Below are 17,729 nucleotides of genomic sequence, written 5' to 3'. Positions count from 1 at the left end.
CGCACCTCGTTCATTTAGCCTTAAGTCTCTTCATTAGGACCAGCTCAGACACTCTGAGCTGGATTGTAATCAAATGGAAAGGACGAAGGTATGTTTGACTCGATGGGTAAAAAAGTGAAAGGGTGGATGCCACTTAGTCTGGTTAGTGCAGCATTGGTGCTGGCAGGGTGCGGAAGTGACAGGGATGATCATAAGCTGGCGAAACATCGCGGAGTATGGGTGCAGCAGGGAACTGGCAATCTATGGCAGTTTGACAGGGATCATCTGCGACGTTTTCAGTACAACAGTCACGGTTGTGTGCTGGTTGAAGCACATCCTTATAAAGAACTGAAGGATTTGGATCAGCATCTCCAAAGTGACAAAACAACATTAACGTTAACCACTTATGCGACTAACGATTGGGTGTTTGAAAAGCAGCCTGAAATGCGTGAGCAATGCAGACCTAAGCAGCGTCTCAGCGGTGATGATCCGGTGGCAAACTTTGAGTACTTCTGGCACACATTTAACGACTATTATGCGTTTTTTGAGCTAAGGGGCATTGACTGGCAGGCGGCCTATACGGCGTACCGGCCACAGATCAGTGCCGACACATCACCGGAGCAGCTTGCGAACGTGTTTGAGGCCATGCTTGAAGATTTTGACGACACGCATGTGTCACTCACAGATGACAAACGTTTTGAGATCTCGGGTGAAGGTGGCACCGAGTTGTATGAAGATTTAGCCTGGCTTATGCAGCAACGCCATGGCGATGAGTGGGAAGATCATATCGACGAAGCTTATGACGGGCAGTTGAATGCATTTGCCAAAATGACTGGCTTGTACCTTTTAGATAAAAAGCTGACGCGATACAAAGACAGTAATGCGCTGGGGTGGGGTAAGCTGGAAGGCAATTTAGGGTATATTCGGATAGACCGTGAGGCTGCGATGCTGGCGAACGAAGAGACTGAGGTTGATGAGTTCTTTGCGGTTATTCCGCATGCGAAGCAAGATATTGAAGATACCCGCACTTTAATGGCCGAAGTGATGAAAGACTTGGCTGACAGCGATGGGATCATCATTGATCTGCGAGTAAATGATGGCGGGTTTGATGGTGTGTCATTGGAAATTGCGCGATTCTTTAATGACAAAGCACAGACGGTGGCATACAAGCAGATCCTTAATGCCGATTATCAGCAGGATAAGCAGGCATTAACACTCAAAGCGGCCCCCGACCAGGCTTATACTAAACCCGTGTATGTGCTGACCGGCGAGCTGGCCTACAGCGCAGGCGAAGTGCTGACTCAAACCCTCAAATCCCTGCCACATGTGACTCTGATCGGCGGCGCGACCAATGGAGCTGTGTCAGATGCACTGGACTTTAAGCTTCCCAATGGCTGGACTGGTTCGTTGAGCCATCAAACTTATTCAGACCTTAACGACCAGGTGCTTGAAGTCGCAGGCGTGACGCCTGATATCTCATTGCCCGTTTATGCGACTAAAGAAGTCGAATGGATGTCTGACAACGTGCTTGATTATGCAATACAAACATCGGGTGTGGTACCGAGTCGCGGCTTTGACTTTACCGACGTAGACCAGAACTTCACTCAGAGCCTTACCGAGATGGGCATTCCGGGAGTGGCTGTGGCTGTGATTAAAGATGGCCAGGTTATTTTCGAAAAGGGTTACGGTGTTTCTGACCTTGAGACCAATCAAGCCATGACAGTGCATACGCCATTGAATGTTGGTTCGACCAGTAAAGCGGTGATGGGCACAGGCCTGATGCAGCTTATTGAGCAAGGCAGACTCAATCTGGACACCCCTCTGTCTGAGATGAATTTGCCATTTGAAGTGGTGCATCCGAACGCAGAACAAACTCTGACCTTGCGTCATCTGGTCACCCATACTTCTGGAATAGCAGATACCGTGCAATACAACTGTAGTTATTATATACACGGCACAAACCTGTCTTTATATGCCCAAGGCGGTCATGAGGCATGTGAAGAGACCACGATTACGGACTCTACCGAGTTTTTTCAAGCGTATTTGCTTGAAGGAGGACGTTATTACAGTGACGATGTGTTTGTTGCACAAGGTTCTGTCCCAGCTGGCAGCGTGCACAACTACAGTAATGTTGGTGCTGGCCTGGCTGGATATGCCGTGGAGCATTTGCTTAACATCAGCCTGGTAGAACATATGCAACAAAACTTATTTGCGCCACTGGGCATGCAGAACACACACTGGGATTACACGCAGTTGTCCCAAGATAATCCAAAAGCGCCGCAATATACAATCGATGACGAGGGAGAGATCCACTATGTCGAGGAGTTCAGTTACCCAACATTTTTTGACGGTGACCTGAATTCCACCGCGCATGATCTGGCTCGTTTCTTAATTGCCATCAGTCAGGGAGGCACACTGGACAATACCAGCGTCTTGAGTGAGCAAAGTATTGCAACTATGTTGTCTGTGCAAACCGATGTCCCCACCTACTGGATGGACACACAAGGGCTGTTTTGGTTCTGGCAAGGTCCGTTTGTCGGCCATGATGGCGGAGACCCGGGCACTCATACCATTATGACCTATAACCCATATACCAAAACAGGTGTGGTAGCACTGGCCAATGCCGATGACAGTACTTTAGGCTATGGAGCGGGTCAGGCTCGTCTGCAATCACACTTGGCTGCGTTCTATCGTGCCGGTGTGGCGCATCAGGATTAATTTATCCTCTCAGTAAAGAGGAGGGCTGATGCCCTCCTCTTTATTATAACAAAGTGAAGCCTTGTGGTGCCTTAGGCGATTCAAATTGATATAAATTTACATAAATCGTGACGGGCTTTTTCTGGCCCTGATAGCTAAGTTCATACTTATCCAGCATACCTCCGCCAAATAGCATAGATTTATCTTCAAACGGGCAGCAACTGCCAAGTCGGTTTACTTCGACGGGCTCGCCATTAGGGCCGGTCAGGCTCTGAAAGTAGTCAATATGGCTGCCTTCATACTTGGAGCCACGCAAAAAGCCGCCCAGTTTGATCGGTTTGTGTGGCACAAAGCCATACTCAGGGTCGCTGGCAGTATATTCAGTGTCGCCTGTAATACCAGGTTCTGGTGATGTGGTCTGACAGCCACAGAGCAACGCAAAAAAGAAAATCAGGAGTATGTACTTCATAATATGTTCCTTATAGGGAGATTTTATAAACGTTGTTATTGATTGTACTACCGAATGCCTCAAAGCTAAGAGTACCTATTTGCTGAGCACCCAGTCGACGATAAAACTGATTGGCCGCGTTTTCTGTCCAGGTGTAGAGCCACATGGGCTTGCCAAACTGCTGCGCGACCTGATTCAGTAAAGCGCGACCCAGGCCTGCGCCCTGAAATGGCTTGTCTATGTAGAGCTTTTCGACTTCATAGCCGTTATCTGGCGACTGATAGTGAGCGGTGAGGTTGACCAGCACAAAGCCCTGTAATACGCCAGCCTGATCACTGACAAGCAGCCGGTAGTCCGGTCGCTCAAGCAAAGCCCTAAAATAGTCTGTGGTAAAGGTACTGTTTGCGTACTCTGTGCAGTCGGCCTTAACTTCGTCCCTGGCATACGTGTCCAGCCAAACCCGAGACGCCAGTAGGGCCAGGCTCCGGCAGTCCTGGTTTTTTGCATGTCGGATCTCATAATTGTATTTGTTATTTTTATTCACGAGAAGTTGTCTTTTTCAACGGCGCTTTGGGTACTAAGCCATGATAAAGCCAGACGAAAGCGATTGTTAAGCGGGCTAACTGAGTCGTGGACATTGACAGCAACGTATAAAATTCAAATAGATATATTGCTTAGTGTATGTATTTGTACCGAAATTTAAAGTAGTTTGTAGGCACAATAATAGACAAGGAAATCAACTGGTGGGTATTAAAATGGGGCAATTAGGTGTGTGGCTTGTCATGCTGATTTGGTTAGTCTGCAGTTGTGGCGGGACGCAAGGTGCTGCATATGATGAAGTCAGGCAGCCTGAAAACGGTCTTCACAGGCAGGTAACCCCCATGCTGGTAGATTTAGTATCGGACTTTATCCCGGGTGTAAGTGTGTATATTGAAACATCAGATGAGCGCTATTATGGCAGCGCCGGATATGCCGATCTCCAGACTCAGGCTCCCATGACCAGCCAGACCCGCATCCCCAATGGCAGTGCAGGCAAAAAGCTAATAGGCTTGCTGGTGGCCATACTGGAGGATAAAAAGTTACTGAGTCTCGATGAGCCTGTGTTGCCCTGGGTGCCATACGATATGGTGGGCCGTATCCAGAATCTCGAAACCATGACATTGCGTCAGCTGCTCAATCACAGCGCCGGGATCGTTGAATACAATGATGTGGGTGAGCTGGATTTTACTCGAGCCCAACTGGCTGAAGAGGCGCTCCGCAAGGGCAACCGGTTTGCACTGCGGTTTGTTCTGGAACAGCAGGCATATTTTGAGCCGGGCTCCGGCTTTGCCTATTCAAACTCTGGCTACGTACTGGCGGGTATGGTGATTGAAAACAAGCTAAAACAGCCTCTTGGCCGATTACTGCACGAGCATGTGATTGAGCCTCTGGCATTAACAGAGACCTTCGTAAAAGGGTATGATGTTGAGGCGGATGACGTGGCATCCGGCTATTTTTTCAACATGGAGGAACCTGATTTTGTTTTACCCTACCGTCAGCGCTACAACACAAAACAGCTGATTGTGAATACGGCACTGGCCGATGCGCCGGTTTCATCAAGCGCACGGGATATGGCAAAGTTACTCAAAGCCATCGTTGTTAAAAAGCCTCCTGTTAATGAGCGCATTTATCGCAATATGGTCGGCGATGCACATTTACAAACAGCTCGTTGGTTGCCGAACTTTTTGCACGGAGAGCTGTATTATGGCTTAGGGGTGATGGTTGAAAAGTACGATGACGGTGTCTTGTATCATCATGGCGGCAATGAGTTTGGCTATATTACACAAAGTATCTATTTGGCCGAGCAGGATGTGGCGATCGGGTTGATCGCCAATTGTGGGGCTCAGGATGAGTGTGATGAACCGATTATTGCACTGACACAAACACTGATCGCACATTTCACTGCTGATAATAGCGACTAAGCGGATTGCCCTGAGCTTCAAGTAAGTGCGCAATGGTTTGGCGGATGTCGCTATTTTTATTCTGGCTCAGTTTAAATGTGCCTGTAATTGACTCTATCTCTATTTTGAAAAAGAACAGCTGAGAGAATAGCTTAGCAATCTGATTTTCACTGAGTACCGACATATCCCAGGGATTAACGGGCGACTCAAATTGCTTTAGCTGGTGTTGTAACGCAGAGCGTTTTTCTTCTGGGTGTGTGATTTCTGAGAGTTGACCGTGGATATGAACAGTGGCGTAATCCCAGGTCGGCAGCGGCAGCCCCGTTACCTGACTGGGAGATAAATATGCATCCGGTCCTCTGAACAAGACATGCAGGTGTGTTTTGTCCAGTCTGGTAAGTGGGTTAGCCGGGTTTGCATGCCCCAGTAGATGGGTTTTTTCATTATTCAGGCTCAAAGACATATGAACAAAAGGCGTGTCAGACTCCGCAACAACTAAGGTCGCAAGTGGGTGCTCTGTTATCAGTTGCCACAGGCGCTCTGCGTTGTGTTCAGAAAATGCGGTACGTGGATAACTCATAACCAACCCTCCAGTTTGTCTTTTACCTGAGGCCACATGTCATCAGTGATCACGAACTGGGCAGTATTGCGAAATGTATCGGCTGCAATGCGTTGATCTTTTAAGATTAAACCTTCAAATTGCGCACCCAAACGGGCGATAGCCGAACGTGACTTTTGATTGTGCTCATGTGTACGCAGCTGTACGCGTACCAGGCCCAGGGTTTCAAAAGCATGCTTGAGCAGTAAGTACTTTGTGTGCGTATTTATGTGGCTGCGCTGCCACTGCTCGCCAATAAAAGTATGGCCAATTTCGGCACTCAGATTAGTCTGATTCAGCCTGAATAAACGTGTGCTGCCCGCTATGTTGTTGGTTGCTTTGTCGACAATCACCAGAGGTAACTGAATATCGGGATCAAACTGAGCAGACTGCTCAAACCACAATGTAAGCTTTGCACTCGACTGACAATAATTATCCAGTACCCAGGTCCAAAGTGTGGTTTGTTCGCCAAAATCACGCAAGTGTGGCAGGTGAGCCCGTGTGAGTGGTTCCAGACGTACTTTTTCTGATGACAGAGTAATCGATTTTAACATCTGCTGTTCCTTATATTAACTGCTAACTTTGTGTGATCAGAGTAGGGTTTTCTGGTAGGTTATAAACAACCAGAAATTTATTTTTGATTAGACCAGGTGGGGATTTTCATACCGGGTGGGGAGTATAACTATGTTGACCGGACAGCCTCTGACTCAGGATAGACCTAAGCACTTACAATTGGCAGAGCAGATCCGGGTCGCCATCAGACAGGGCCACTTGCAACCGGATGATCCGCTGCCATCAGCCAGAAAACTCGCTCAGCTATATGGTATAAATCGTCATACAGTGATGACCGCTTTACAAAATTTGGTTGCACAGGGGTGGTTATGCTCAGAGCAAAGGAGAGGGTATCGGGTTAATCAGGCACTGCCGATAGAATCCAGTCAGCATGTTACTCTGACAACCCAGCATAGTATGAATATCCAGCCAGACTTTGCGTTATCTCTGACCGTGCCAGAACCTGACATCAGGGGAGCTGCCAGTTATCAATACAGCTTTGCTGGTGGACTGGCGGATCTGTCCGATTTCCCTTACGATGAGTTTCGTCGCCATCTCAGCCTGGCATGCCGTGCCGTCAATGTACCAAGTTTGCATTATAGTCACAGCACAGGAGAGCCTGCTTTAAAAAAACAGTTACAGCGCTATCTGCGTCGTGCCCGTGCTCTGGAATGTGATGATTTGCTGGTGTGTAATGGTTCTCAGGAAGCATTGTTTTTAATCGCCAAAGCCTTTATCAGGCCCGGAGAAGGCATTGCCGTCGAATCTTTGGGTTATCCACCGGCACACCGAGCGTTTGAGGCATGTGGTGCAACGCTCTATGGTATTGCTCAGGATGAGGAGGGGCTAAGCATTGACAGCCTGCGTGAACGCCTGCTGCAAACTCATATTAAATTGCTTTACTTGACACCGCTACATCAGTACCCAACAACGGTTACTTTGTCCGTTGCACGGCGCATGGCAATATATCAATTGTGTGCTGAACATGGTGTGTTTATTGTAGAAGACGATTATGACCATGAGTTTCACTATCGCTGCCCTGCGCTCCAACCAATGGCCGCCAGTGATCCGCACGGTATTGTGATCTATGTTTCTACTTTTTCTAAAATCATGTTTGCTGGTGCCCGGATGGGATATTTGGTCGCCAGAGCTGATGTGCTCGCTCAGCTAAGTGCACTGAAACAGCTGATGAACTACAAGAATGACATTATATTGCAGCTGGCGCTGGCTGGCTGGATGGCATCTGGTGAGTTTGAGCGCCACTTGAGACGCATGACAAAGCGCTATCAAACACGCTGTGATGCAATGGCTGATGCACTCAAGCATTATCAGAGAGCAGGGCATCATCTGACATTTAATGTACCCGATGGTGGTATGGCGTTTTGGGTTAATACGCATAGAGATGTATCTGATCTTAGCGCTCAAGCCGCCGCGCAGGGTGTGTACGTTCAAACGGAAAATGCGTTCTGGCGTTTTCCGCAATCTCGCTACACACATATTCGTCTTGGCTTTGCCGGACAGTGTGAAGAAAAAATGCGCGAAGGGCTGGCAAAAATTATGTCACTTCTGTAACCATTCTTGACCTTGTGTGTTCCTTTTTAAGCATTTATGGATGAGCAAGTACCCAAAGTTATTACGATAGATAACATATCTACATCTCACGGTGGCTTGCATTGTTGATTCATCATTATTTACTTTGTTTTCAGTGTATTGTTAAGAATTAATATCTTGGTTGGAATAAATTATTTGTAACCATTTGGTGTTTTATTTGTGTTTTTTTGGTTTTTTAATGTTGACATTGTTGTTTTTTGTTGGGTAGTTTAAGTAACAAATGTTGCATTGTTGGCATCATTTGATTGTTGGTTTTTTTACATTTTATGTATGTATAAGGATAATAACGATGAAAACTACAGTAAAAGCACTTGCTCTGGTCGCGGGCACTTTTTTCGCCGGTTCTGCATTTTCTGCAGAGATGGTATGTGATGTATACCCCAAGAGTAACGGTTCTAGCTGGGGGAATGGTACAGCCAACTGTATGGGTTTTGACTTTTCATTTGGTCGCTCTACAAGTGGACGCTTCTACCTGAAAAATATCAGTAAACCTATCCAGGAAGTTCATTGGAGTGGCGCGAATTGCTCAGGCGGGACCAGTTGCAGTGTCACAATCAGAGCGTACACAACAAACTCTGCATCTGCGCTTATCTTGTATAAAGACGGCACGTGGGAAAGAACAAATACAGCCAATGCTGAATACGAAACTGGTCACTAGTGAGCAGTCCACTGTTAGCCCTATTGAAAATTACGAACTAAATACCAGCATATTTAACCTTACTGACGTGTATATGCTGCCTTTTTATAGAAAGTTTCTCTGAAAAGAGTGATAAGGATTATAACGATGAAAACACTAAAAACACTGGCTCTTGTTGCGGGTACATTATTCGCCGGTTCAGCATTCTCTGCGCAAATGGTCTGCGATATCTATCCTAAAAGTGGTGGTCATAGCTGGGGGAATGGAACAGCGAGCTGTAGTGCACTCGACTTCTCATTTGGTAACTCAACAAGTGGACGATTCTATATTAAAAATATCACCAAGCCGGTTGAGGAAGTGCGTTGGAGCGGTATTGCCAATTGTAGCGGTGGTACAAGTTGTGGTGCGACCATCCGTGCATATTCACCAAACAATACTGCCTCCGCGTTAATCCTCTATAAAGACGGTACCTGGGAACGAACCAACACTGCTCGTGCAGACTACGAAACGGGTCATTAACTTTCGACTCTGAGGCCTGCCATCAGGTAGGCCTGCTGCTTTTTTAAAGTCTTATAGCAACATCAAATAAAGGTGACACCTTAGTCTGAACTCAGCTCTTGCACAGTCGCCTTGCCATCATCTTGCCAGCTTACGATAAACACCTTATGAAACTCTTTCTCACTGATGCTGACAGCTTGTCCGCTCAGGTGCTTTACCAGTTCGGGCGTTGTATTGCTGTGACCAGCAACAACTAAGGTACCTGTATAGCCTTTTAGCTGCTCAGCGAAACCAGCCAGCTTACGTGGATCATACTCTGTTACCGACAGTGAGGTTGCATCACTCAGTGGAGCCAGTGTTTGCTTAGTGCGATTATAGTTTGTTGAAAACAAAGCGGTTGGTTTGTAAGGAGTAAGTAGCGCAGTGAGCCGATGTGCTCTGTGATGCCCTTGCTCGGTTAGCTCTGGATCCGGTCCCGTCATTTTTTCTGCGTGACGGAGCAGTACTATACGCTCAGGTAACGCATAAGAGGAAAGAGAGATGAGTGCCAGTAACGTCAGGATCATTGATTTCATAGTGGTTATTATCATTATAATTTAAAAAGGCAGTGTGTCTAAACTTGACCCAGAATTCAAGATATCTCAATGCCGGATGTAGTTCCCTAGCCCAGTTATCTCGAAACAATAGCCCGCCACCACTATCAGTTATACAAGCCAAAAAGGTACGATTCGTTCGTGTTCAATCTGTCCGCCGTAGCAAGGAGAGCGGACACTTTTTCTGTCCGCGGACACTTTTGGTTCTATTTATAAAATAAAAAACCAATACAAAACAAAAGGTTAAAAGTTGGCATGAGTCTGGTATTCATTCTGTCAAACAGATAACAGGACACTTCAACATGTTGATGTTTTGCGGCTTTATCATCTCACCCTGCCTGATGTTGTTGGCTGGGGTGGTGATTAGACAGTATGAAGTGACAAATGAGATGGAATCTAAAAGACAGGAGTACTCATGATTAAAGACACTAGTAAGCAGGATTCAGTCGTTGAGTCCCGGACATTTAGTTGGAAGAAGGCGGTAGGTGTGATCGCTTTATGCGGCACGCTGGCGATCACCGCCCAAGCAATCTCTGTAGCCGACAATACAGGTCGCTCTTTTGAGCGCGATACACTGCAATTTGCAACTGTATCTCGCGGCGACTTTGTTCGCGATATTCTTGCCAGTGGTCGGATAGTTGCGGCAAATGCACCCCAGGTATACAGCCCGGAAGCCGGGTTTGTTGATCTGCTGGTTAAGGCTGGGGACACGGTGGCTGCGGGCGACGTGATTGCAAGAGTTATCAGCCCCGCATTGACCAATGAACTGAAGCAGCAACAAGCTGAGCTTGCTCGTTTGCAAGATGGCTTAGCCAGAGAGGAGCTTGAAGTCAGACGCGAAACTCTGACGCTCAATCGTAGTCTGGAGTTGGCCAAGGTGACATTAGATGCCGCAGAGCGAGAAAACCGTCGTGCACAAATTTCCATCAAGAAAAATCTGATCAGTCAGATTGACCTTGAAGAAGCGGTGGACGATTTGGCCCGAGCCAAGCTGAACTATCTTCATGCCCAGCAAGAGGTTGCATTGGGTAAAGATACCTTAGCATTTGAGCTGGCTGCTGCGAGTAACTTGGTCGAGCGGCAGCAATTGGTTGTTGATGAGCTGCAACGTAAGGTGAATGCACTTGAGATCAATGCACCTGTGAGCGGACTGGTTGGCAATCTGATGGTACAAACTAAAGCTGCTGTGTTGGCTCAGCAAGCATTGATGACACTGGTTGATTTATCAGCGTACGAAGCACAGTTACAAGTACCTGAAAGTTATGCCAATGAACTTGGCCTGGGCATGCAAGTTGTGCTTCAAGTCGGGGCGAGTGAACTTTATGGTAAGCTCTCAGCGATTTCTCCAGAGGTCAGCAACCGAGAGGTCACCGCAAGGGTACGTTTTGAACACAGTGATATTGATGGTATTCGACAAAACCAGCGTTTATCTGCCCGCATCCTTTTGGATCAAAAAGAGAGTGTAGTTAAGGTTCGACGCGGACCTTTTATGAACGCCGGTGGTTCAGTGGTTTATCGAATACAGGGTGAAGTCGCAACGCGAATGGATATTCGCACGGGCGCTTCCAGTGTCAACGAAGTCGAAATTTTGGATGGTTTGTCTCCTGGCGATCAGATCATCGTGTCTAATTATGAACAATTTGAAAATGCACCCCTAGTGCAACTGAGATAAAAAGGATAACAACAATGCTAGATATGAAAGCAATCAGTAAAGTCTATCAGACTGAAATGGTACAGACTCACGCACTGCGGGATTTTAACCTTCACGTGGCTGAAGGAGAGTTCGTGGCTGTGACAGGTCCTTCCGGATCAGGTAAAACGACCTTTTTGAATATTGCAGGTATGCTGGAGCCTTTTAGTGGCGGGCAGTACTGTCTGGATGGCGTTGATATTGGCAAGCTCAATGACAACGCCAGGGCTGATCTGAGAAACCAGAAAATTGGTTTTATTTTCCAGGGTTTCAACCTTATTCCGGATTTAAATTTGTATGAGAATGTAGAGGTTCCATTACGCTATCGAGGCATTAAATCGGCAGAGCGCAAACGTCGGGTTGAAGAGTGTCTTGAACTGGTAGGGCTGGCTGGGCGGGCAAAGCACTTACCTCAGCAGTTGTCTGGGGGGCAGCAACAGCGCGTTGCTATTGCCAGAGCACTGGCCGGGCGTCCACGCTTTTTGTTGGCAGATGAGCCAACTGGTAACCTGGATAGTTTGATGGCACGTCAGGTGATGGAGTTGCTGGAACAGATAAACCGTGAAGGCGCAACCATTGTGATGGTAACCCATGATCCCGAATTGGCACGCCGCGCTCCGCGCAACATTCAGATTGTCGACGGCAGGGTTACCGATTTTACCTTGTATCAGGGTCGCTCAGCTGCAACACCGTTAGCAGCAGGAGGCTAATATGTTTATACATTATATTGACTTAGCTTGGCGCAGCCTGCGTCAGACACCCTTGGTGACTTTTTTGATGATCCTGGCCATTGCCATCGGCATAGGGGTAACTATGACAACTTTGTCTGTCTATCACATGATGTCTATGGACCCTATACCGCACAAGAGTGATCGCTTGTTTTCGGTTCAACTACAAACGATGGATGACGGAGAAACCTGGCGAACACCAGATGATATTCCATATCAGCTGACCTACACAGATGCCATAAACCTTGACGCGTTGCCTGGAGAGTATCTTCGTGCTCCTATGCTGCGCTCAGGCTTTTCGGTTCACCTTAACACGGTATCCAGCAAGCCTTTTATAGAAAACACCCGAGTAACCGGACGTGACTTCTTCACTATGTTTGATCTGACCTTTTTACATGGCAATGCCTGGACAGAAGAGCAAGAGCGTGATGCTGCGCCAGTTGTGGTGATCGATGAAGAGATGGCTAAGCAGCTGTTTGGTAAGACCGATGTCGTGGGCGAATCGGTTTTCCTTGGTGAACGTCGTCAAGAGATAGTGGGGGTTACGAAAAAATGGCGCCCAACAATCAAGTTCTACGATTTAAACAATGGTAGTTTTGGCGAGGCAGAGCGAATGTTTGCGCCATTTAGCCATGTTAAAGCTTATGACGTGGATACCTGGGGCAATACCAACGCCTGGAAGTTTGAGGAAACCCGAGACTTTAATGACAAAATGAACTCAGAGATGGTCTGGGTTCAATTTTGGGTGCAGCTGGATACCCCGCAACAGCACCAGGCCTATGGCGATATGCTGATGGCTTATATGCAACAGCAGCAAAAGCTGGGTCGCTTTAACCGAGAATCCCTTCAGTACTCGTTACAAGATGTCAATGACTGGATGCGCTATAACGACGTTATCAGTGAAGATAATAAAATACTGGTCGGGTTGAGCTTTATGTTTCTGGCTGTGTGTGTTGCTAATATTTTAGGATTATTACTGGCCAAGTTTATGCGCCGTGCCCCAGATGTGGGTGTCAGAAGGGCACTGGGCGCCAGCAAGCGACAGGTATTCTATCAGCACCTGGTAGAGGTTGGTGTATTGGGTTTGTTAGGGGGAGGCCTGGGCGTGTTGTTTGCACAACTTGGCTTGCTCGGAGTAAGCCAGACTTACGATTACTACGCCGGATTGGCCAATATGGATTGGATAATGCTAATGAGCGCACCCTTGCTTGCAATTTCTGCCTGTATTTTAGCTGGGCTTTATCCTGCATGGCTTGTTTGTCGAACCACTCCGGCCACACACTTGAAAGTGCAATAGAAGGAACGCCATATGTTTGAATTAAAACCAACTATTAATGCGCTAATGCGATCGAAATTAGGGGCTATATTGCTGATCCTTCAACTCGCAATTACGCTGGCCATTGTCAGTAATGCCGTCTCTATCATCCAGGACAGATTAACCTATCTGAATAAAGACACAGGTTACCCGGAAGCTGAGATCTTTAAATTTAATTCGTTGAACTTTGATAAAAAACTGGATTTACTTCAGCAAGTTGAGCTGGATGAGCAAACATTACGTGATCTCGACGGTGTGATAGATGCGGCGGCAGTAAGCTCGGTTGTGCTGTCGGGCAGTGGGAGCTCTGGCGGTATGCAGCTCAAACCTGAACCGCAAGAAAGTAAGAGTGTCAATATGGGTTATATTAGCGGTGATGAACATTTACTCAGCACGTTAGGTGTAAAGGTATCCGAAGGGCGCGATTTTACCGCGTCGGATGTTGTGGTCATTGACGACAGCGATGCACAACCGTCTGTTATTATCGTCAGTCGTGCACTAGCTGATGGTTTGTTTGGCCAAGGTAATGGTCTGGGAGAGACGCTATATTGGGGAGCGGACCCTCTGAAAATCATAGGGATTGTTGACACTATGGCAAACCAATGGCCAAGAAGCAGCTTTGGTACAAAAACAGCGCTTATCCCAATGGTCAGGGTCGGCAATTTTCAGAAGTTTCTGGTTCGTACTGAGCCACGGGATAGGGCACGAGTAATGCGCCAGATTGAAGAACTTATGCTTGCCAATCATCGTGAGCGAGTAATTAGCGACGTGACCGGATTGGATCAGAAAAAAGCCCGTTATGATGCTAAAGATGTACTGATGATGCGTATGCTGATGACCCTGATTGTAGTGTTGGTTATCGTGACTGCATTAGGGGTCTTCGGGTTATCTACCTTTAATATCAGTAAACGCACCAAACAGATAGGCACTCGCCGTGCGCTGGGTGCCAGAAAATCTGCCATAGTACGCTATTTTGTGGTCGAGAATGCACTCATATGCAGTGTTGGTTTAGTACTGGGCGCTGCCGCTGCGGTTCTGCTTGGACAAAAGCTGATGAACTGGTATTCCGTGCCTGCGCTGGGCTATCACTTTATTGCGACGACTGCCGGATTGCTGCTGTTGATGAGTTTACTCTCGGTGCTGATGCCTGCGCTACGTGCGTCCAATATATCTCCCAGCATTGCGACACGCAGCGTTTAACTCAGCCATTCAGATGACCAACCCAGATCCCGGCAATGACAATCTTATTGTCGGGCTTCTTTTAAGAGCAGGTACCATGCAATATGTAATACCATTACCTGCTGATAATTAAGGGAAACATGGTACACTCAAAGGCACAAGATCGAAAGTAATGGGTATGACAGACCCCGTATATAATACGAGCACAATAATAATGATGAATAAGATACTCGTTGTCGATGATAACCAGGCTGTGCTGGATGCACTTGCACTGCTGCTTGAGCTTCATGACTATCAGGTTGAAACGGCTTTAACACCCTTTGAAGCGCTGCAGATCGTGCGTTATCAGCGCATTTCATTGGTGATCCAGGACATGAACTTTACTGCCGATACAACCTCCGGTGAAGAAGGTAAAGCTCTGTTTCAGGAATTACGAACCCTTAACCCTCACCTACCTGTGATCCTGATCACCGCCTGGACCGAGCTGGAAATGGCCATTGAGTTGGTCAAAGCGGGCGCCGCGGACTATCTGGCCAAACCCTGGGATGACCAGAAGTTGCTGACCTCTGTTGCCAACCTGATTGCGCTTGGACAAGCAAAGGAACAAAATGAACAGCATGAGCGTATTGCCCAACAGCGTAAAGCCTTGAACGCAGGCGCAGATCTGCGCGGACTGGTTTATCGCAGTGGCGCGATGCAACGGGTCGTGGACATGGCGGTGCAGGTTGCCCGATCGGATGTTGCTGTGCTGATAACCGGGGACAATGGCTGCGGAAAAGAAAAAATTGCCGAGATCATACAGGCAAATTCATCGCTTAGAGGTGCCCCTTTTATCAAGGTTAATGCGGGTGCACTGCCACAGGAACTTATTGAAGCTGAACTATTTGGTGCTGAAGCAGGTGCTTATACTGGTGCAAACAAACAGCGTATTGGACGCTTTGAAGCAGCCGACGGCGGTACTTTATTTCTCGATGAGATAGGAAATTTGCCTTTATCTGGACAAATGAAATTATTGAGGGTACTGCAAACCGGAGAATTCGAGCGTCTTGGCTCAGTAGAAACAAAACGGGTAAATGTGCGCGTTATTTCTGCCACAAATGCCGATTTACCAGAGGATATTCGTTGCGGTCGCTTCCGCCAGGATTTGTATTACCGACTCAATGTGATTGAACTCAATTTACCGCCGCTTAAAGCACGTAGTGATGATATTTTGCCTCTGATAGCTCACTTTCTGCCCGGCAGAGAACTGGCTTTGAATGCAGAAAATGCACTGCTAGGCTATGGCTGGCCCGGGAATGTTCGTGAACTAGAAAATGCCTGTAAGCGCGCTGCGGTACTGAACCCTTCTGGCATGATTGAAGCGGAAGATTTTGGCCTTCAATCGAGCGCATATCCCGGCATAAAGCCGGTTTCTGCTCAGGAGAGGCAAGAGCCGGATAAGGCTGAACTGGAAGCAGCCATGCGGCAATTTCATGGCGTTATAGCGAAAGTAGCCAGGCACTTTGGTATGAGTCGTCAGGCACTTTATCGAAGGTTGCAAAAATACGGTATTGATTACTAAATGAAAACTCCCGGATTGTCGATTGCTCAAAAGCTTTATCTCGCGTTATTTATTGCTGTGGCAACCGCAAGTATGCCAGTGTTTTTCTTTGTACAGTGGCAAACTGGATTACCGGTTGCTCTGTCTGCAATGTGTGTTGGTGCGCTTGTACTTCGCATGTTGACGCGCAAACTATTTGCGGGACTACAGGCACTTGAGAGCGGATTACTCAACTTTAAAGACAGCGATTTTTCAACTTTACTTGCTTATCAGAAAGAGGACGAGTTGGGCAGGTTATGTCGTTTGTACAATGAGGCAGCGCAGCAACTCAGAGATGAAAAACAGTGGATTTATCAGCGAGAATTGATGCTGGATAAGGTACTGCATAGTGCGCCTCAGGCACTGCTACTGACAGATGATAAGGGTATAGTCGTGTTCTCAAATCATAGTGCAAAAACATTGTTAAACTGCGAGCACAACCTGGAAGGTATGAAGCTAGACAGCCTGGCGCAAAAAGCCAGTCCGGTTTTATATAATGTTCTCGCAGATGAAATGGATGGGCTATTTGAGCTACCAGAAAAGGGGGAAGAGAAGCAGACCTGGCATTTGTCTAATGGTGAGCTTTTACTTAATAACCAATTTCATCGCCTGTATATTTTTAAACAACTGACCCGAGAGCTGAACCGTCAAGAGGTCGCTGTATGGAAAAAAGTCATTCGTATCATCAGCCACGAGCTAAATAACTCACTGGGGCCGATTTCTTCCATGCTTCACAGTGGCAAGATTCTGGCGAACAAACTCGAGGATGCAAGGCTGGAACGGGTGTTTTCGACCATAGATGAACGGATCCGTCATTTGACAGAATTTGTGCAAGGGTATGGTAAGTTTGCCAAATTGCCCGCGCCCAGGTTGCAGCCAGTCGTGTTGCCCGAGCTACTTGCACAATTGCAAACTCAATGGCAATTTAGCTTTACCAAATCAGGTGTGTTGACGGCACCCAATCAGCTTCTCGCAGATGCGCCTCAATTAGAACAGCTGTTGATCAATCTAATTAAAAACGCCCATGAGTCGGGTAGTGACGTAGATGCAATAAAGATTGAAGTGACTTTTCAGACCAAACACGTTTTGCTGAGAGTGCTCGATTCAGGGCTGGGAATGAGTGAGCATATCATGGCGAATGCCTTGATCCCTTTTTACTCGACTAAAGCGAGTGGTACCGGGCTTGGGCTCGCTCTGTGTCGTGAAATTGTTGAAGCGCATCATGGCGATATTCACTTGAAAAATCGTCAGCAGGGGGGGCTATGTGTCGAGGTTCGGTTGCCGCTCACGATCAGTTGAGCGAGGGACCGGGCAGCCTTGCGCTTTTTCCAGCCAGGAAACAGTGTTGGAGGCAATCACAATGGTACCGGATACCACTAGGCTGGCAGCACTGACTAGGCCGGCACCGGCCAGTATTACAGCACATGCCTCACCTCGACACTGACGGACAGCTTGTATTTGTGCGCTGTTAAGCACCTTCTTTTTTAGTATAGTCTTGCACTTAGGGTCGTAATACTGAACTTCTTGAGGCGCAAACAGACATCCACTCAACAGCGGCAAGCCCAACAGAACTGTACTCAAAGTGAGCCGGATAATTTTCATAAAGTCCCCTGAGAATCGCTATTAGCATGTCATAGTTTGTATGGATTTGCGGAGCTGGCTTGAACTAGGTATAAAAATGCACA

Annotated in this window: 17 protein-coding genes; 11 read left to right on the top strand and 6 right to left on the bottom strand. The window is 47.3% G+C overall.

What is annotated here, in order from left to right:
- Positions 1-90 precede the first annotated feature (90 nt).
- Positions 91-2,697: a serine hydrolase gene (locus tag CWB98_RS03485; protein WP_138543563.1), complete on the top strand. Its 2,607-nt coding sequence runs from the start codon at positions 91-93 to the stop codon at positions 2,695-2,697.
- A 43-nt stretch (positions 2,698-2,740) separates the two neighbouring features.
- Here CWB98_RS03485 and CWB98_RS03480 read toward each other — a convergent pair whose 3' ends face one another.
- Together CWB98_RS03480 and CWB98_RS03475 are read right to left on the bottom strand one after the other, a co-directional pair.
- Positions 2,741-3,145 (bottom strand): hypothetical protein, encoded by a 405-nt coding sequence (locus tag CWB98_RS03480; RefSeq protein WP_138543562.1) that lies wholly within the window; start codon positions 3,143-3,145, stop codon positions 2,741-2,743.
- A gap of 10 nt (positions 3,146-3,155) precedes the next feature.
- Positions 3,156-3,668: a GNAT family N-acetyltransferase gene (locus CWB98_RS03475; protein WP_138543561.1), complete on the bottom strand. Its 513-nt coding sequence runs from the start codon at positions 3,666-3,668 to the stop codon at positions 3,156-3,158.
- A gap of 238 nt (positions 3,669-3,906) precedes the next feature.
- On the opposite strand from CWB98_RS03475, the gene CWB98_RS03470 reads away from it, so the two are divergent.
- On the top strand, positions 3,907-5,085 hold the full coding sequence (locus CWB98_RS03470; RefSeq protein ID WP_171045573.1) for a serine hydrolase domain-containing protein: 1,179 nt from the start codon (positions 3,907-3,909) through the stop codon (positions 5,083-5,085).
- On the opposite strand, the gene CWB98_RS03465 is transcribed toward CWB98_RS03470, so the two are convergent.
- Together CWB98_RS03465 and CWB98_RS03460 are read right to left on the bottom strand one after the other, a co-directional pair.
- On the bottom strand, positions 5,063-5,644 hold the full coding sequence (locus CWB98_RS03465; RefSeq protein ID WP_138543559.1) for an FMN-binding negative transcriptional regulator: 582 nt from the start codon (positions 5,642-5,644) through the stop codon (positions 5,063-5,065). The genes CWB98_RS03470 and CWB98_RS03465 overlap by 23 nt on opposite strands.
- Positions 5,641-6,216 carry a GNAT family N-acetyltransferase gene (locus CWB98_RS03460; RefSeq protein ID WP_138543558.1) on the bottom strand — a complete coding sequence of 192 codons (576 nt, stop codon included), beginning with the start codon at positions 6,214-6,216 and terminating at the stop codon, positions 5,641-5,643. The genes CWB98_RS03465 and CWB98_RS03460 overlap by 4 nt, the downstream gene beginning before the upstream one ends.
- Before the next feature lie 130 nt (positions 6,217-6,346).
- Here CWB98_RS03460 and CWB98_RS03455 point away from each other — a divergent pair, with 130 nt between their 5' ends.
- From CWB98_RS03455 to CWB98_RS03445, 3 genes are all read left to right on the top strand, one after another.
- The gene (locus CWB98_RS03455; RefSeq protein ID WP_138543557.1) at positions 6,347-7,786 is read left to right on the top strand and encodes a PLP-dependent aminotransferase family protein; all 1,440 of its coding nucleotides are present in this window, start codon (positions 6,347-6,349) and stop codon (positions 7,784-7,786) included.
- A 328-nt stretch (positions 7,787-8,114) separates the two neighbouring features.
- A complete protein-coding gene (locus CWB98_RS03450; protein ID WP_054013330.1) occupies positions 8,115-8,483 on the top strand; it encodes a hypothetical protein in 369 nt (122 codons plus the stop codon).
- 126 nt (positions 8,484-8,609) lie between these two features.
- Entirely contained in the window at positions 8,610-8,981 is a 372-nt protein-coding gene (locus tag CWB98_RS03445; RefSeq protein WP_138543556.1) for a hypothetical protein, read from the top strand.
- Positions 8,982-9,061: 80 nt separating this feature from the next.
- Here the strand turns inward: CWB98_RS03445 and CWB98_RS03440 are convergent, their stop codons facing one another.
- Complete coding sequence (locus CWB98_RS03440) at positions 9,062-9,535, bottom strand: SixA phosphatase family protein (RefSeq protein WP_138543555.1); 474 nt, start codon at positions 9,533-9,535, stop codon at positions 9,062-9,064.
- A gap of 433 nt (positions 9,536-9,968) precedes the next feature.
- On the opposite strand from CWB98_RS03440, the gene CWB98_RS03435 reads away from it, so the two are divergent.
- The 6 genes from CWB98_RS03435 (at position 9,969) to CWB98_RS03410 (ending at position 17,343) form a co-directional block, all read left to right on the top strand.
- The gene (locus CWB98_RS03435) at positions 9,969-11,225 is read left to right on the top strand and encodes an efflux RND transporter periplasmic adaptor subunit (protein ID WP_138543554.1); all 1,257 of its coding nucleotides are present in this window, start codon (positions 9,969-9,971) and stop codon (positions 11,223-11,225) included.
- A 14-nt stretch (positions 11,226-11,239) separates the two neighbouring features.
- Positions 11,240-11,953 carry an ABC transporter ATP-binding protein gene (locus tag CWB98_RS03430; protein ID WP_138543553.1) on the top strand — a complete coding sequence of 238 codons (714 nt, stop codon included), beginning with the start codon at positions 11,240-11,242 and terminating at the stop codon, positions 11,951-11,953.
- A gap of 1 nt (position 11,954) precedes the next feature.
- Positions 11,955-13,268: an ABC transporter permease gene (locus tag CWB98_RS03425; RefSeq protein ID WP_138543552.1), complete on the top strand. Its 1,314-nt coding sequence runs from the start codon at positions 11,955-11,957 to the stop codon at positions 13,266-13,268.
- A 12-nt stretch (positions 13,269-13,280) separates the two neighbouring features.
- Entirely contained in the window at positions 13,281-14,486 is a 1,206-nt protein-coding gene (locus CWB98_RS03420; RefSeq protein WP_138543551.1) for an ABC transporter permease, read from the top strand.
- A gap of 196 nt (positions 14,487-14,682) precedes the next feature.
- Positions 14,683-16,026, top strand: coding sequence for a sigma-54-dependent transcriptional regulator (locus tag CWB98_RS03415; protein WP_138543638.1), 1,344 nt, complete (start codon positions 14,683-14,685; stop codon positions 16,024-16,026).
- Entirely contained in the window at positions 16,027-17,343 is a 1,317-nt protein-coding gene (locus tag CWB98_RS03410; protein WP_138543550.1) for a sensor histidine kinase, read from the top strand. It abuts the gene before it with no gap.
- Here CWB98_RS03410 and CWB98_RS03405 read toward each other — a convergent pair.
- Positions 17,305-17,646 carry a hypothetical protein gene (locus CWB98_RS03405; RefSeq protein WP_138543549.1) on the bottom strand — a complete coding sequence of 114 codons (342 nt, stop codon included), beginning with the start codon at positions 17,644-17,646 and terminating at the stop codon, positions 17,305-17,307. The two genes, CWB98_RS03410 and CWB98_RS03405, sit on opposite strands and share 39 nt — an antisense overlap.
- Between the last annotated feature and the right edge of the window lie 83 nt (positions 17,647-17,729).

Source organism: Pseudoalteromonas rubra (assembly GCF_005887115.1).
Taxonomy (GTDB): Bacteria; Pseudomonadota; Gammaproteobacteria; order Enterobacterales; family Alteromonadaceae; genus Pseudoalteromonas; species Pseudoalteromonas rubra_F.
This window is presented reverse-complemented; position numbering and strand designations above follow the sequence as displayed.

Excerpts from the sequence above, each read along its gene's own strand:
- CWB98_RS03455 (WP_138543557.1), top strand. The coding sequence starts at position 6,347 with ATGTTGACCGGACAGCCTCTGACTCAGGATAGACCTAAGCACTTACAA.
- CWB98_RS03425 (WP_138543552.1), top strand. The coding sequence starts at position 11,955 with ATGTTTATACATTATATTGACTTAGCTTGGCGCAGCCTGCGTCAGACA.
- CWB98_RS03480 (WP_138543562.1), bottom strand. The coding sequence starts at position 3,145 with ATGAAGTACATACTCCTGATTTTCTTTTTTGCGTTGCTCTGTGGCTGT.
- CWB98_RS03435 (WP_138543554.1), top strand. The coding sequence starts at position 9,969 with ATGATTAAAGACACTAGTAAGCAGGATTCAGTCGTTGAGTCCCGGACA.
- CWB98_RS03440 (WP_138543555.1), bottom strand. The coding sequence starts at position 9,535 with ATGAAATCAATGATCCTGACGTTACTGGCACTCATCTCTCTTTCCTCT.
- CWB98_RS03405 (WP_138543549.1), bottom strand. The coding sequence starts at position 17,646 with ATGAAAATTATCCGGCTCACTTTGAGTACAGTTCTGTTGGGCTTGCCG.
- CWB98_RS03430 (WP_138543553.1), top strand. The coding sequence starts at position 11,240 with ATGCTAGATATGAAAGCAATCAGTAAAGTCTATCAGACTGAAATGGTA.
- CWB98_RS03445 (WP_138543556.1), top strand. The coding sequence starts at position 8,610 with ATGAAAACACTAAAAACACTGGCTCTTGTTGCGGGTACATTATTCGCC.
- CWB98_RS03470 (WP_171045573.1), top strand. The coding sequence starts at position 3,907 with ATGCTGATTTGGTTAGTCTGCAGTTGTGGCGGGACGCAAGGTGCTGCA.
- CWB98_RS03460 (WP_138543558.1), bottom strand. The coding sequence starts at position 6,216 with ATGTTAAAATCGATTACTCTGTCATCAGAAAAAGTACGTCTGGAACCA.
- CWB98_RS03420 (WP_138543551.1), top strand. The coding sequence starts at position 13,281 with ATGTTTGAATTAAAACCAACTATTAATGCGCTAATGCGATCGAAATTA.
- CWB98_RS03485 (WP_138543563.1), top strand. The coding sequence starts at position 91 with ATGTTTGACTCGATGGGTAAAAAAGTGAAAGGGTGGATGCCACTTAGT.
- CWB98_RS03450 (WP_054013330.1), top strand. The coding sequence starts at position 8,115 with ATGAAAACTACAGTAAAAGCACTTGCTCTGGTCGCGGGCACTTTTTTC.
- CWB98_RS03410 (WP_138543550.1), top strand. The coding sequence starts at position 16,027 with ATGAAAACTCCCGGATTGTCGATTGCTCAAAAGCTTTATCTCGCGTTA.
- CWB98_RS03415 (WP_138543638.1), top strand. The coding sequence starts at position 14,683 with ATGAATAAGATACTCGTTGTCGATGATAACCAGGCTGTGCTGGATGCA.
- CWB98_RS03465 (WP_138543559.1), bottom strand. The coding sequence starts at position 5,644 with ATGAGTTATCCACGTACCGCATTTTCTGAACACAACGCAGAGCGCCTG.